Origin of the sequence: Actinoplanes siamensis (assembly GCF_016862395.1) — a bacterium.
Classification (GTDB): Bacteria; Actinomycetota; Actinomycetes; order Mycobacteriales; family Micromonosporaceae; genus Actinoplanes; species Actinoplanes siamensis.
In genome coordinates, this window is the sequence record NZ_BOMW01000051.1 from 1 (window position 1) to 15,170 (window position 15,170).

The following is a 15,170-nucleotide window of genomic DNA, read 5'->3' on the forward strand; positions in this document are numbered from 1 at the left end:
CCGGCGTGTGGACCGGTCGGTACACGTTGAGGACCGGGTCGACCTCGTACATCCGGGCCTCGGCGATGTCGAAGAACATGCCGGCCAGCCGGAGCCGCCCGGCGGCCTCAGCCGCCCGGACCACCGGATAGGTCCGCAGGTTCGCCAGCTGCTGCACCACGTTGTCGATGCAGCAGCGCGCCTCGTCCTCGCCGTCGGTGAACTCGACCCCGGAGAGCGCCAGCCAGTCCCCCAGCGACGAGCCCGGCGGCGCCGCGCCGGACATCAGCGCCCGCACCGCGCCGCAGCCCGAGTGCCCGCACACCGTGATCGTGGTGACGCCGAGGACCTCGACCGCGTACTCGACGGCGGCACCGACCGAGGCGTCGCCCGGCGCGGCGTGCGGCGGGACCAGGTTGCCGACGTTCCGGACGCAGAACAGGTCACCCGGCCCGCTCGCGGTGATCAGATTGGGGACCAGCCGGGAGTCGGCGCAGGTGATGAAGAGCTGCTCCGGTCGCTGGCCGTCACGGGCCAGCTCGGCCAGGTGCGGCCGGACCATCGGGGCGACGCTGCGCTCGAACTCGGCGATGCCGGCCGCCATCGCGTCCCGGCGCTCCTGGTCGATGCCCTGCCAGCGGGACCACGAGCCGACCAGGCGCGGTGTGCTCTTGCCGCCGCCGAGCCGCCCGGAGGTGGCCCGGTGGAACCAGGAATCGTGCACCTCGCGGATGCGGACCCGGCCGCCGGCCTTGCGGTACGCCTCCTCCCAGTGCTTGATCGCCTCGAACGCCCCGTGGTCCAGGTAGTCCAGGTGCATCTCCACCTCGACGTCCTCGCCGGGCGGGATGACACCGAACTCCCGGGACAGCCGGGCCGCCTCGACGAAGGCCAGCGTGCCGCTGATGATGACCAGCCACTCCCCGGGCGCGCGCTGCACGGTGCGGATCTCGCACCGGGTGAGGCGCCACAGGATCAGCGCCGCGGCCGTGGCCATGCCGAGCGCCACGCCGGTGAGCAGATCGATGAAGACCACGCCCAGAGCCGTGACGAGGTACGTCGGCAGCTCCCGATGCCGCGCGTAGGTGCGGATCTGGGCCAGATTGATCAGCCGGACCCCGACCACGATCAGCACGGCGGCCAGCACCGCCATCGGGATCATCTCCAGCAGCGACGCGCAGAGCAGCACGAACACCGCGATCCACACGCCGTGCAGGATCGCCGACGCGCGGGTCCGCGCGCCGGCCGCCACGTTCGTCGAGCTGCGCACGATCACGCCGGTCACCGGCAGGCCGCCGAACATGCCGGACACCATGTTGGCGGCGCCCTGGCCGACGAGTTCCTTGTTCAGCCGGGCGCGCGGGCCGTCGTGCAGCCGGTCCACCGCGACCGCGGAGAGCAGCGACTCCACGCTGGCGACCAGCGCGATGGTCAGCACCGCGACGGTGATCTCGTGCAGCGGCGCGTCCGGCCAGACCGGCGTGATCAGCTCGGCCAGCGGCTCCTCGGGGAGGCTGACCCGGACCACCTCGGCGCCGAGCACCCAGGCCAGCGCTGTGACTCCGACGACCGCGACCAGGGCGGCGGGCAGCACGGAGATCTTCACGTAGCGTGGCCAGAGCACGAGGATCGCGACGGTGAGCAGGCCGAGCAGGGCGGCCATCCCGTGGTGGTCGGCGATCTGGGCGGGCAGTTCCCGCAGGTTCTGCCAGGCGTTGCTCTGCGGCGACCCGCCGAGCAGCACGTGCACCTGGCCGAGCGCGATGACCAGACCGATGCCGGCCAGCATGCCGTGCACGACGGCGGGTGAGAGGGCGAGTGCGGCACGCCCCAGGCGGGACACACCGAGCAGGATCTGGACGATTCCGGCGACGGCCACGATGGCGGCGGTGCCGGCGAACCCGAAGTCCGCCACGGCTCCCGCCACGATCACGGTCAAACCGGCGGCCGGTCCGCTGACCTGCAACGGAGCGCCGCCCAGGGCGCCCGCGACGATGCCGCCGACAACCGCGGCGACCAGGCCGGCCAGCAGCGGGGCCCCGGACGCCGCGGCGATACCGAGCGACAGCGGGATGGCGATCAGGAACACGACGATGGACGCCGGCAAGTCCCGGCGCAACAACTGCGTCAAGTCGGACATTAGGTAAAAATACCTAGAACTTATTAACGCGGGGTTATCTGACGTGCACTTACAGGTAAAACACAGGCATTTGCCGCCGGATTCTCAGCGTCGTGCCGGAATATCGCACAGGATGTGCGGCATCGCCTGAAAAGTACCCCCAGAAATACGAAAAGGGCCTTGCGGCCCTTTTCGTGGAGAAGATCGGCTCTAGGCCTTCCAGACATCCTTGTTCGACTCGTACATGTCGCGCAGGATCATCGGCACGTCATAGGTGACCTTCCAGTCCGGGTAGTGCTCCTCGAACCGGGCGGTGCTGCTGATCCACCATTGGTGGTCGCCGACCCGGTTCTCCTCCACGTACTCGGTGTCGGCGGGCCGCCCGGCGATCTCCGAGGCCAGCTGGAACGCCTCCAGCACGCTGCAGTTGGAGGTGCGGCCGCCGCCCATGTTGTAGATCTCGGCGACCCGCGGAGCCTGGTGGAAGGCCTCGAACGCGGAGACCAGGTCGTGCGAGTGGATGGCGTCCCGGACCTGCTTGCCCTTGTATCCGAAGATCCGGTACTTGCGCTGCTCCATGACACAACGCATCACGTACGCCAGGAAGCCGTGCAGCTCCGCCGCCGAGTGACCGGGCCCGGTCAGCGTGCCGCCCCGGAACACCGCGGTCGGCATGTCGAAGTACCGCCCGTACTCCTGCACCATCACGTCGGCGGCGACCTTGCTGGCCCCGAAGATCGAGTGCAGGCTGCTGTCGATCGTCATGGTCTCGTCGATGCCCGCGTACCACTTGTGGTCCTCGGGCAGCTCCCAACGCGTCTCCTTCTCCACCAGCGGGAGCGAGTTCGGCGTGTCCCCGTACACCTTGTTGGTCGAGGTGAAGATGAACGGGGCGTCGATCGCGTGCCGGCGCGCCGCCTCCAGCATGTTCAGCGTGCCGACCGCGTTCACGTCGAAGTCGGTGAACGGCTCCCGGGCCGCCCAGTCGTGGCTGGGCTGCGCGGCGGCGTGGATGACCAGCCCGATGTTCTTGCCGTACTCGGCGAAGAGCTTGTCCAGGCCCTCGCGGTCCCGGATGTCCAGCGAGTGGTGCGTGTACTTCGGGCCGATCTCGTTCGTCAGCCGCTCCAGGTTCCACTTGGTGGAACCGTCGGCGCCGAAGAAGTAGCCGCGCATGTCGTTGTCGACCCCGACCACGTCCATGCCGAGGGCGGCGAAGTGGCGGACCGACTCGGAACCGATCAGACCGGCCGAACCGGTGATGACGACGACGCTGCCCATCAGGACCTCCGCTGGATGTGGGTGCCGACACAGGAGGTTACCGGTAGCGACGAAACCTCCTCGGCACCGGTGGCGAGGGCAGCGATCACCATGCTTGGCGAGAGCACGAAATGGGCACGTCACAGATCTGCCACAACCGATGGAAACGCTAAGCGGACTTCACCAGACAAAGGCGGTCGCGATGACGGAGTCCCTCCCGGCACTCGAATCCCCCACCTCCGACGTCCCCTCGGCGCTCACTCTCGGTGTGGAGGAAGAACTCCACGTCGTCGATCTGGCCACCCGGGAACTGGTGCCCCGGGCGCCGGAGGTGCTCGACCGGCTCGACCCCGAGCACTTCTCCGCCGAGCTGCACCGATCGGTGGTGGAGACGAACACCCCGGTCAGCACCACGCTGGACGGTCTGCGCGAGGGCATCACGGCCCGCCGCCGGACCGCGCTGGAGGTCGCCGGGTCGCTCGGGCTCGGCCTGGTCGCGGCCGGCACGGTCCCACTGGTCGATCTGGACGCGCTGGCGGTCACCCCGACCAGCCGGTACCGCCGGATGCTCGCCGAGTACCAGATGCTCGTCCGGGAGCAGCTGATCTGCGGCGCGCAGGTGCACGTCGGGGTGCCGGACCGGGACGAGGCGGTCTCGGTGGCGCAACGGGTGGCCCCGGCGCTGCCGGTGCTGCTCGCGCTCTCCACCAGCTCGCCGTTCTGGATGGGCGAGGACTCCGGGTACGCCAGCGCCCGCTCGCTGGTCTGGACGCGGTGGCCGACCGCCGGCGACAGCGGCCCGCTGCGCTCCGCCGACGAGTTCGACATGCTGGTCAACGAGCTGATCGCGTCCGGGACGATCAGCGACCCGAAGATGGTCTACTTCGACGTCCGGCCGTCCGCGCACGTGCCCACCGTGGAGCTGCGGGTCACCGACGCCTGCCCGGACGTGGACACCGTGGTGCTGCTGGCCGGCCTGTTCCGGGCGCTGGTCCGGCGCGCCCGGCGGGACCACCGGGAGGGCAGGCCGCTGCCGGGGCCCCGGCCGCCGCTGCACCGGGCCGCGATGTGGCGGGCCGCGCGCTCCGGCCTGGAGGGTGAGCTGCTCGACCTGCCCCGCTCGCCGGTGCCGGTGCCGGCCGCGGTCGCGGTCGAGCACCTGGTCGGCGAGCTGCGGCCGGACCTGGAGGCGCTCGGCGACTGGGAGCAGGTCGTCGACCTGTCGGTGCGGGCGCTGAGCCAGGGCAGCTCGGCGTCCCGGCAGCGGCGCGCGCTGGCCCGGCGCGGCCGGATCGCCGACGTGGTCGACCTGCTGGTGGCCGAGACCCGCGGCGGCGCCGTGACGAGCGGCCCGGTGGCGCCCACGCGGCTCACCCCCTACGCGGCCGAGGGCGACGAGGCGTTTCCCGGCCTGGTCGCGCCGGAGTACACCGGTATCGTCCCGGTGCTGACCGCGCTCGGCGCCGCCGGCCTGCGGCACCGCGAGGACGCCCGGGACGAGGAGCAGCGCGCCAACGGCGTGACGTTCAGCGTGGCCGGCGAGGCGGCCACCCGGCTGTTCCCGTTCGACCTGGTCCCGCGCGTGGTCCCGGCCGGCGACTGGGCCTCGCTGCGGGCCGGTCTGGTGCAGCGGGCGCGCGCGCTGAACGCGTTCCTCGCCGACGTCTACGACGGCCGGCAGATCGTCGCGGACGGGATCGTCCCGGAGTGGGTGATCGACGGCTCGCCCGAGCTACGGGCCAGCGGGGCGCTGGCGTCCCGGGCCGGGGTGCGCGCTCAGGTGGCCGGCGTCGACCTGGTCCGGGACGCGGGCGGGCGGTGGTGTGTGCTGGAGGACAACCTGCGGGTGCCGTCCGGGATCGCGTACGCGATGCAGAACCGCCGCCTGACCGAGAGCATCCTGCCCGAGCTGCCCCGGCCGGATGGCCTGATCCCGGTCGAGGACACGCCGCGGCTGCTCAAGGAGGCGCTGCTGGCCTCGGCCCCCGGCGACGACCCGGCGCTGGTCGTGCTCAGCCAGGGCCCGGACGACTCGGCCTGGTTCGAGCACCGGATGCTCGCCGAGGCGATGGGCGTGCCGGTGGTGCGCAGCACCGAGCTCTTCGTCGACGAGGGCCGGGTGCACCGGCTGCGCGACGGCAAGCGCTACCCGGTGGACGTCATCTACCTGCGGATGGGCGAGGACAGTCTGGTGCACTCCCCCGGCGCGGACGGGATGCCGCTGGGCCCGAGCCTGGTGGCGGCGTTGCACGCGGGGACCGTCACGCTGGCCAACGCGCTGGGCAACGGGATCGGCGACGACAAGGCGGTCTACGCGTACGTGTCCCGGATGATCGAGTACTACCTGGGTGAGAAACCGCTGCTGGCCGACGTGCCGACGTACCTGTGCGGGCTCCCCGGCCAGCGCGACGAGGTGCTGTCCCGGCTCGGCGAGCTGGTCTGCAAGCCGGTCGACGGGTACGGCGGCGACCGCATCGTGATCGGCCCGCACGCCACCGCCGGCGAACTGGACGCGCTGCGCCGCCAGATCCGCGCCGCCCCGCACCGCTGGGTGGCGCAGGAGCTGGTCGAGCTCTCCACCCACCCGGTCTTCGACGGCCACCGGCTCGCGCCCCGGCACGTGGACCTGCGCGCGTTCGTGTTCAGCACGGAGAGCGGGTCGGTGGTCGCGCCGGCCGCGCTGACCCGGGTCGCCCCGGCCGGCTCCATGATCGTCAACTCGTCGCGCGGCGGGGGCTCGAAGGACACCTGGCTACTGGGAGGTCGATGAGATGTGTGGGATCGCCGGTGAGATCCGGTACGGGGAGCGGCCCGCGGACGCCGAGGCGGTGCGCCGGATGCTTCCGTGCCTGGAGTCCCGCGGGCCGGACGGGGCGGGCGTCTGGGAGCACGGGCGGATCGTCTTCGGACACCGACGGCTGAAGATCATCGACCTCAGCGAGGACGCCCGGCAGCCGATGACCGACGACGGCCTGGGGCTCACCGTGGTCTTCAACGGCTGCGTCTACAACTACCGGGAGCTGCGCGAGGAGCTGCGGGGGCACGGCTACACGTTCGCCTCCACGTCGGACACCGAGGTGATCCTCAAGGCGTATCACCGGTGGGGCGCCGACTGTGTCACCCGCTTCCTCGGCATGTTCGCCTTCGCGATCGCCGAGCACGACACCGGGACCGTCACGCTGGCCCGGGACCGGCTCGGGATCAAGCCGCTCTACCTGGCCGAGTCGCCGGGGCGGCTGCGGTTCGCGTCGACGCTGCCGGCGCTGCTCGCCGCGGGCGGGGTGGACACCATCATCGACCGGGTGGCGTTGCAGCACTACATGACGTTCCACTCGGTGGTGCCGGCGCCGCGCACCATCCTGTCCGGGATCCGGAAACTTCCGCCGGCCACGGTGCGGGTGGTCAAGGCCGACGGGACGGTCACCGACCGTTGCTACTGGACGGCGGACTTCGTGCGTACCACATCGATGGCCCCCGGCGAGTGGGCCGCGGCCGTGCGGGAGAAGCTGGATCTCGCCGTGCGGCGCCGGATGGTCGCCGACGTCCCGGTCGGCGTACTGCTCTCCGGCGGCCTCGACTCCAGCCTGGTCGTCGCCCTGCTGGCGGGTCAGGGCCAGCAGGGGCTCACCACGTTCAGCATCGGGTTCGAGTCGGCCGGCGGCGAGAGCGGCGACGAGTTCGTCTACTCGGATCTGATCGCCAAGCGGTTCGGGACCGAGCACCACCAGATCATGATCGGACACGATCGGTTCCTGCCCGCGGTGGACCGGGCCGTCGCGGCGATGAGCGAGCCGATGGTCAGCCACGACTGCGTCGCGTTCCACCTGCTCAGCGAGGATGTCTCCAAGCACGTCAAGGTGGTGCAGTCCGGACAGGGCGCCGACGAGATCTTCGCCGGTTACAGCTGGTATCCGCCCCTCGCCGGTGTCCCGCGTGAGCACGCCGTCGACGCGTACGCGAAGGAGTTCTTCGACCGGCCGCACGCCTCGCTGGCCCGGCAGCTGAGCCCGCGGTGGCACGTCGACTCCGACGTCAGCCGGGAGTTCGTCGCCCACAGCTTCGCGCGCCCGGGGGCGACCACCGCTGTCGATGCCGCGCTGCGGATCGACTCGCAGGTGATGCTGGTCGACGATCCGGTCAAACGGGTCGACAACATGACCATGGCGTGGGGGCTGGAGGCGCGCGTACCCTTCCTCGATCACGAGCTGGTGGAGCTCGCGGCGGCCTGCCCGCCCGAGCTGAAACTCGCGGCGGGCGGCAAGGGGGTGCTCAAGGACGCGGCCCGCGGACTCGTGCCGGACGAGGTGATCGACCGGACCAAGGGTTACTTCCCGGTGCCGGGTATCCGGCACCTGCAAGGGGCGATGCTGGACAGGGTGCGCGACGCGCTGTACGCGCCGGCGGCCCGGACCCGCGGGCTCTTCCGGCCGGAATACGTGCGGGCCCTGCTCGCCGACCCGAACACGCCACGAACGACACTCGGGGCGAACCAGCTGTGGCAGCTCGCGCTGCTGGAGATGTGGTTGCAGGACAAAAATCTCTAGGAGGTACGTGTTGGCAGGTCAGCTCCACCGCGCCGACGTCACCGTGCTGCCGGTCTTCCTCCGGCCGGCCGCCGAGATCGCCGGGAACTGGTCGGTGGCGCTGTCGCCGGACGGGCGGCACGCGGCGTACGTCTCCGACCGCGGCGGCACGCCTGCCGTCTGGGTCCAGCCGGTCGGCAGCGAGCTGGCCTTCCTGCTCGGCGGCGACGAGCCGGTCACCTCGGTGGCCTGGTCGTCCGGCGGCGGCTGGCTGGCCTGCCAGATCGCGCCCGGCGGCGGGCCCCGGCAGGAGGTCTGGCTGGTCCGGCCGGACGGCTCGGACCGCCACCAGGTGGCCGGTTTCGGCAGCGACACCGCCGAGAACATGCGCTGGCTGCCGGGACGGCCGGTGCTCGCGCTGACCGAGAACCTGACGGACGCGGTGCTGATCGACGTGGTCACCGGGACCCGCACGGTGATCGCCTCCGGAGAGCTGCTGTCGCTGTGCGACGTGGACCCCGCGGGACGGTTCGCGCTGCTGCGGCGCGGGCCGCGCGGTGCGCGCGAGATCCTCCTCAGAGACCTGGTCTCCGGTACGGAGGAGCGGGTCACCAGCGGCGAGCAGGCGGTCTTCAGCCCGGGCGGGGGCTGCGTCTACGCCCGGGGCGAGGACGGGGAGTTCCCGGCGCTGGTCCGGTTCGCCTCCGGGACGTGCGACCCGCTCGCCGCGGATCTCGCCGAGGTGGAGTCCTTCGCGATCACCGCTGACGGGCGGACCGCCGCGGTGCTCTGGAACGTCCACGGCGGCGAGTCCGCACTGGACCTGCTCGATCTGGACCACGGCTCGTCCTCGGCCACCCGGGTGCCGCTGCCCGGCCCGGTGGCCTCCGGCCTGACCTGGAGCTTCGACGGGTCGACGCTGGCGTTCACCGCGGAGGGGCCGGGACAGCCGCACGGGGTCTGGGCCTGCGACCGGGACGGCTCCGGCCTGCGGGCGATCTCCGCCGAGCCGGCCGCGCCCGACGCGGTGCGGCCGACGCTGGAGGAGTTCGCCGCCCACGACGGGCTGACGCTGACCGGGTGGCTGTTCGCCCCGCCCGGCGACGGGCCGTACCCCACGGTGATCTGGCTGCACGGCGGGCCGGAGGCGCAGGAGCGGCCGGGCCACGGGCCGCTGTTCCAGTCGCTGGCGCGGCAGGGCATCGCGGTCTTCGCACCGAACGTGCGCGGGTCGTCCGGGTTCGGGCGAGGCTTCGTGAACGCGGACAACCTCGCGCTGCGCTACGACGCGATCGAGGACGTCCGGTCCTGCGTGCGCCATCTGCGCGCGGCCGGGATCGCCGGCCGGACCGGTGTGATGGGCCGGTCCTACGGCGGGTACCTCACGCTGGCGGCGCTGTGCGCCTTCCCGGACCTCTTCGACGTCGGCGTCGACGTCTGCGGGATGTCCGACTTCGCGACCTTCTACGAGCACACCGAGCCGTGGATCGCCGCCGCCGCGATCAGCAAGTACGGCGACCCGGTGGCGGACGCCGCCCTTTTGCGCGACCTGTCCCCGATCCACCGGATCGACCGCCTGCGGGCCCCGCTGCTGGTCGTGCACGGCGAGAACGACACGAACGTCCCGGTCGTCGAGGCCGAGCAGGTGGTGGCCGCCTTGGCCACGCGCGGGGTGCCGCACCGCTACCTGCTCTTCCCCGGCGAGGGCCACGAACTGCTGCGCCGCTCGTCGCGGGCCGCGTACCTGCGGGAGACGATCGCCTGGCTGACCACTCACCTGCAGGCGACCAGCGCCAGCGCGATCATCGGATAGAGCAGGGCCGCCGCGCACGCCGCGACGACCCGGCTCACGACTGCCCGGCCGGATCGGCCCGCTCGGCCAGCCGCTCCAGCCGTTCCAGGCGCTCGATCAGCGGCTGGAGGGCGGCCGCCAGGAGCTGGGCCGGGTCGGGCGCCGCGGCGGCCCCGCTGGTCGACCGCAGCTGGGAGTAGCCGGACGCGGCGGCGGCGTTGGCCTGCAGGTGTCGGTATCCGGCCAGGGCCGAGGCGACCGCCCGGCGGGTCAGGCGGGGCTCGGCGCCGGCCGCGCGCAGGACCCGGCCGGCCGCCCCGTCGGGCTCGGCGACCAGCCCGAGCAGCAGATGCTCACACCCCACGTAGTTGTGCCCGAGGCCGACCGCCTCCCCCACGGCCAGCTCCAGCGCGCCCGCGGCCGGCACGCTGAAGCGCACGCCCCGGCCCGGCCCGGCCGCCTCGTCGTCCGGCTCGCGCTCCAGGTCGCGGGCCAGGCGCGCGGGCTCGATCTCGAGCGCCTGGAGCACGTGCACGGCCAGGTTGGCGCCCTCCTCGATCATCGCGCCGAGCAGGTCGCCGCTGCTGACCGACGCCCGGGACGCGGCGCCGGCCCGCGCGACGGCCAGGCCGAGCACGGTCCGGCCGCGACCGGTCATCAGCGGGAACCGCTCCTCCAGGTCGGCGCCGGACAGCTCGGCCAGCGACGTCTCCCGGATCGCGGTGACCCGGCGGACCGCCTGCTCCAGGGCCCGCTGGCAGATCGCGGAGACCGGGAGGCCGGTCGCCTTGACGGCGTCGGCCAGCTCGTCGGGCAGATAGACATTGATCTTCGGCATCGCGCGCACCTCCGGCAGGGTTGGGGTTATCAATATATACCCCCATAGGGGTTACAGACAACCGGATCAGTGGGCAAGCGCACGTTGCAGCTCGGGGACCTGCGGAGAAGGCTGGAATACGTACCTCGAGACCGCCCGAGTGGAAGGCGCCACATGTCCCTGCGACCCGGAGCCCGGGCCTGGGCGGTGTGGGCCGCCGGCCTAGCCGCATACGTCATCGCCGTTCTCAACCGCACCTCGCTCGGCGTCGCCGGGCTGGACGCGCAACACCGGTTCGACGTCGGCGCGAGCGCGCTGGCCAGCTTCGCGGTGCTGCAACTGCTCGTCTATGCCGGCCTGCAGATCCCGGTGGGGCTCCTGCTCGACCGATTCGGATCGCTGCGGTTGGTGGTCTCCGGCGCGCTCGTGATGGCCGCCGGGCAGGCGCTCCTGGCGTTCGCCGACGGGATCACCGGCGCGGTGGTGGCCCGGGTCCTGGTCGGCGCGGGCGACGCCATGACCTTCATCAGCGTGCTGCGCCTGGTCCCGCACTGGTTCCCGGCCCGCCGGGTCCCGCTGCTGACCCAGCTGACCGGGATCGTGGGGCAGCTCGGCCAGGTGCTCTCCGCCGTACCGCTGGCCGCTCTGCTCGCCGGACCGGGCTGGACCGCGGCCTTCCTCTCCTCGGCCGGCGCCGGGGTCCTCGTCACCCTGGCGGCGGTCGCCGCCCTGCACGACACCCCGGAGCGCCGGATGACCAGCGGCGACCCGGTGAACCTGCGCAAGCTGGGCGCCGACGTGGCGCACGCGTGGCGGCACCCGGGCACCCGTTTGGGACTGTGGACCCACTTCACCACCCAGTTCACCGGCACCGTCTTCGCGCTGATGTGGGGCGTCCCGTTCCTGATCGCCGGCGAGGGCCTCAGCCGCGGCACGGCCAGCACGCTGCTCACCCTGTTCGTGCTGGTCGGGATGGCCACCGGCCCGGTGCTCGGAGCGCTGGTGCAGCGCTATCCGCTGCGCCGCTCGCTGCTGGTGCTCGGCATCGTCGGGCTCAACCTGGGCGCCTGGGCGCTGGTCCTGCTCTGGCCCGGCCGGGCTCCGCTGCCGGTGCTGATCCTGCTGGTCGTGGCGCTCGGCTCGGGCGGCCCCGGTTCGATGATCGGGTTCGACTACGCGCGCACGTTCAATCCCCCGCACCGCCTCGGCACCGCCACCGGGGTCGTCAACGTCGGCGGGTTCGTCGCCTCGCTGCTCACCATCGAGCTGGTCGGCCTGATCCTGGACGCCCGCACCGGCGGCAGTGCGGACTATCACATCGCCGACTTCCGGGTCGCCATGTCGGTGCAGTTCCTCGTCGCCGCGGTGGGCCTGACCGGCATCCTGCGCACCCGGAAACTGGCCCGTCGCCGCCTCGAGGAGGAGGAAGGCATCGTCATCCGGCCCCTGCGGGTGGCGCTCGCCGAGCGGCGGGGTTTGGCATTCAGCCGTGCGGTTAAGGCGGAAAGCTGGCGCGACTGAGAGGAGGCACATGACCGAGCACGCGCAGCCCCGGAAGTGGGCCGGCATCGACATTCCGAAGACCATCGCCGGCACGCTCGCGGCGGTCTCCGCCGCGGTGGTCGGCTCCTTCCTCGGGGTGGCCGGCACGCTCGTCGGCGCCGCGGTGGCGAGTCTGGTCAGTTCTGTCGGCACCGAGATCTACCACCGTTACCTGGACCGGGGCACGAAGAAGCTGCAGGCCGCGTTCGTGACCGCGCCGGCCGCCGTCGGGACGCCCGAGGTGACAGCGGCGCCGGCCGAGGACGTGGCGCCGTCCGGGACCCCTCGCAAGATCCGCTGGAAGCGCGTCGGGCTGGTGGCCGGGGCGCTGTTCGTGCTGGCGATGGGCACGCTGACCGCGGCCGAGCTGCTGGCCGGACGTTCGGCTGCCGATGCCACCAGCGGGCGGGACAGCGGGGCGCCCACCGTGTTCAACTGGACCGGCGACCACTCCGGCGACGTCGCTCCGAAACCGGCGCCGTCGGCCACGCCTGCCACCAGCGGCCCGACGAGGGCCACGACCACCGCGCCGGCCGGCTCGGACACCGCCACGACGTCGCCGGAGCCGCAGCAGCAGACCACCGGCGCCCCGGCCGACCCGACGCCGACCGGCGGCACCGAGACCGGACCCGACACGGGGACCGGGAGCGACACGGGCACCGGCACCGGGAGCGACACGGGCACGGGCACCGGGACCGACAGCGGCTCCGAGCAGGGCGGCGGCCCGAATCAGCAGCAGGGCACCGCAGAACAACCGCAGCAGTAGGAAGGAGATCGAGATGGACGCCAAGGGCGTTCTCGAGGAGGCGTACGGCCGCCTGCCCGACCTGGTCGACACCGCGATCCGCGGCCTCACCCCGGAGCAGCTCCACTGGGCGCCGAAGCCCGGCGCGAACTCGATCGGCTGGCTGGTCTGGCACCTCACCCGGGTGCAGGACAGCCACCTCGCCGAGGTCCTCGACACCGAGCAGGTGTACGTCACCGGCGACTGGGCCGCCCGGTTCGGGCGCAAGTCCGACCCCTCCGACACCGGCTACGGGCACACGGCTGCCGATGTGGCGGCGGTGCGGCCGGAGAGCGCGGCGGCGCTGAGCGAGTACTACCGGGCCGTGCACGACCGGACCGGGGAGTTCCTGCGCGGCCTGAGCGAGGCGGACCTGGACCGGGTGGTGGACCGGAACTGGGATCCGCCGGTCACCCTGGGGGTCCGGCTGATCAGCGTCTATGACGACGATGCTCAGCATGCCGGGCAGGCCGCGTACATCCGCGGACTGCTTCCCTGAGCTTCCCGGCGCTTCCCGGCGCCGGCGCTTTTCCGGGCGCCCCATTGTCCGGCCGCCCGGCGTTCCCGGGCGCCTCGCACTATCCGAACGCTCGGCCCTTTTCCGGCGTCCGGCGCTTATCGGGCGCCCCACCCGACATCCCTCACGCCCTGCCCGGACCTGCCGGCCGACCCCCAGAGGCGCCGCAGCCGTCACCAGACACGCCTCACCACCGGCGGGCACCCGCCGGCTGGCCACCGGACCGCCCCTCAGCAACCGTCAGACACCTCTGGTGGCAGCCGGGGACGAGGGGCGGGGGGTCAGCCGCCGGGAGGGAGCGCGCGCACGAGGCACCTCCCGAGCCCGTCCCGCAGGCCCGAGGACGAACGGCTCCGCCCGGTTCACGCCGAGGCGGGCTCGCTCAGCGGCAGCCGCACCAGGAACCTGGTGTCACCCGGCCGGGACTGCAGCGAGATGTCGCCGCCATGGCCGTTGACCACGATCCGGTACGAGATGTCCAACCCGAGCCCGGTCCCCTCCCCCACCGGCTTGGTGGTGAAGAACGGCTCGAACACCCGCTTCTTGATCCCGTCGGGCACACCGGGGCCGGTGTCCCCGATCGAGACCACGACCCGCTCGTCCTCCTGGTAGGTCCGGATGGTCAGCGTCCCGGAACCGGCCATCGCCTGCACCGCGTTGTCGATCAGGTTGGTCCACACCTGGTTCAGCTCGGCGGGGTGGACCGGGATCTGCGGCAGCGACCGGTCGTACTCCTTGACCACCTTGATGCCGCCGTCAGTGATCTTGTGGGAGAGCATCACCAGGGTGCTGTCCAGTCCGGTGTGCACGTCGATCCACTGGTGTGCCGACCGGTCCAGGTGCGAGTACTGCTTGGCGGCGTTGACCAGCGAGGACACCCGGCTGGTGGCGTCCTCGATGTCGCTCATCAGCTGCTCGGTCTCCAGCGCGTACCCGATCCAGTGGATCGCCTGGTCGAGCAGGTCGGGCGACTCCAGCCGGGACTCCACCTCGAGCAGGCACTCGGTGTCGATGCCGCCCTGGGCGAAGACCGGCGCCACGTCCCAGGCGTTGCCGATGCCACGCTCGTCCATCCAGTCGCCGAGCTCGTCCTCCAGGTCGGCTATCTGCATGGCGGTGCGCACCGGCGCCTTGGCGGCCCGCTCGATCACCTCCTCCTGGAGGTTGAGCAGCGCGATCAGGCGGTCCGGCGGAACCTTGCCCTTGGCCAGCTTGCCGAGTTTCATCCGCATGCCGGCGACCCGCTCGCGCAGCGCGCCGGTGGCCCGGGAAGCCGCCGCGGCCGGGTTGTTCAGCTCGTGCATCAGGCCGGCCGAGAGCGCGCCGAGCGCCTGCAGCCGCTGCCGCTCCCCGATCGCCGCCTGCGAGCTGCGCATCCCCAGCGTCAGACCCTCCAGCAGGTGGATCGCCATCGGGAACCACTCGCGCATCATCCAGCCGAAGTCCTCGGCGGAGAGCACGAAGAACTCGGAGTCGGAGAGCGCCCGCATGCTGCCCAGGTAGCTGCGCGGCACGCCGTCGTCGCGCAGGTACGCGTTGGTCGCGCCCATGTAGACGCCGCGCTGCTCGGTGCGGCTGGTCTGCACGTCGTCCTGCCCGACCCGGCGGCTCAACGCGACAGTGCCGCTGAGCAGCACGAAGAACTGCGTGGCCGGGTCACCCTCGCGCAGCACCAGGCCGCCGCCGGCCACCCGCATGGTGCAGCCGTGGTCGGCGATCCAGGCGAGCTGGTCGTCGGTCAGCTTCTCGAACAGGAACAGGGTCTTCAGCTCGGCCGGGGTGAGCCGTCCCGGCTCGCAGGGAGAGAGCCGGATCTCTTCGGTCTCCGTGGTCATGG

The 15,170-nt window shown here is 72.2% G+C and carries 10 protein-coding genes; 6 read left to right on the forward strand and 4 right to left on the reverse strand.

Going from position 1 to position 15,170, the window contains the following annotated elements; translation table 11 throughout:
- Both Asi03nite_RS25130 and Asi03nite_RS25135 read right to left on the reverse strand, forming a co-directional pair.
- Positions 1-2,119: SulP family inorganic anion transporter (locus Asi03nite_RS25130; protein ID WP_203682922.1), on the reverse strand; the 2,119-nt coding region annotated here is incomplete at its 3' end.
- Positions 2,120-2,308: 189 nt separating this feature from the next.
- Positions 2,309-3,379, reverse strand: coding sequence for an NAD-dependent epimerase/dehydratase family protein (locus tag Asi03nite_RS25135; RefSeq protein ID WP_203682923.1), 1,071 nt, complete (start codon positions 3,377-3,379; stop codon positions 2,309-2,311).
- A 181-nt stretch (positions 3,380-3,560) separates the two neighbouring features.
- Here Asi03nite_RS25135 and Asi03nite_RS25140 point away from each other — a divergent pair, with 181 nt between their 5' ends.
- The 3 genes from Asi03nite_RS25140 to Asi03nite_RS25150 are packed head-to-tail and all read left to right on the forward strand — an operon-like array spanning position 3,561 to position 9,694.
- Positions 3,561-6,128 carry a carboxylate--amine ligase/circularly permuted type 2 ATP-grasp protein gene (locus Asi03nite_RS25140; protein ID WP_203682924.1) on the forward strand — a complete coding sequence of 856 codons (2,568 nt, stop codon included), beginning with the start codon at positions 3,561-3,563 and terminating at the stop codon, positions 6,126-6,128.
- Position 6,129: 1 nt separating this feature from the next.
- On the forward strand, positions 6,130-7,902 hold the full coding sequence (locus Asi03nite_RS25145) for an N-acetylglutaminylglutamine amidotransferase (protein WP_203682925.1): 1,773 nt from the start codon (positions 6,130-6,132) through the stop codon (positions 7,900-7,902).
- A 10-nt stretch (positions 7,903-7,912) separates the two neighbouring features.
- Positions 7,913-9,694, forward strand: coding sequence for a S9 family peptidase (locus Asi03nite_RS25150; protein WP_203682926.1), 1,782 nt, complete (start codon positions 7,913-7,915; stop codon positions 9,692-9,694).
- Between the two features lie 34 nt (positions 9,695-9,728).
- Here Asi03nite_RS25150 and Asi03nite_RS25155 read toward each other — a convergent pair whose 3' ends face one another.
- Positions 9,729-10,511 carry a Clp protease N-terminal domain-containing protein gene (locus Asi03nite_RS25155; protein WP_203682927.1) on the reverse strand — a complete coding sequence of 261 codons (783 nt, stop codon included), beginning with the start codon at positions 10,509-10,511 and terminating at the stop codon, positions 9,729-9,731.
- 153 nt (positions 10,512-10,664) lie between these two features.
- On the opposite strand from Asi03nite_RS25155, the gene Asi03nite_RS25160 reads away from it, so the two are divergent.
- The 3 genes from Asi03nite_RS25160 to Asi03nite_RS25170 are packed head-to-tail and all read left to right on the forward strand — an operon-like array spanning position 10,665 to position 13,315.
- Complete coding sequence (locus Asi03nite_RS25160; protein ID WP_203682928.1) at positions 10,665-12,011, forward strand: MFS transporter; 1,347 nt, start codon at positions 10,665-10,667, stop codon at positions 12,009-12,011.
- Positions 12,012-12,021: 10 nt separating this feature from the next.
- Positions 12,022-12,798, forward strand: a complete 777-nt coding sequence (locus Asi03nite_RS25165; protein WP_203682929.1) for a hypothetical protein — start codon at positions 12,022-12,024, stop codon at positions 12,796-12,798.
- A gap of 13 nt (positions 12,799-12,811) precedes the next feature.
- Positions 12,812-13,315, forward strand: coding sequence for a mycothiol transferase (locus Asi03nite_RS25170; protein WP_203682930.1), 504 nt, complete (start codon positions 12,812-12,814; stop codon positions 13,313-13,315).
- Between the two features lie 380 nt (positions 13,316-13,695).
- Here Asi03nite_RS25170 and Asi03nite_RS25175 read toward each other — a convergent pair whose 3' ends face one another.
- Positions 13,696-15,168, reverse strand: a complete 1,473-nt coding sequence (locus Asi03nite_RS25175) for an ATP-binding protein (RefSeq protein ID WP_203682931.1) — start codon at positions 15,166-15,168, stop codon at positions 13,696-13,698.
- Positions 15,169-15,170 lie beyond the last annotated feature (2 nt).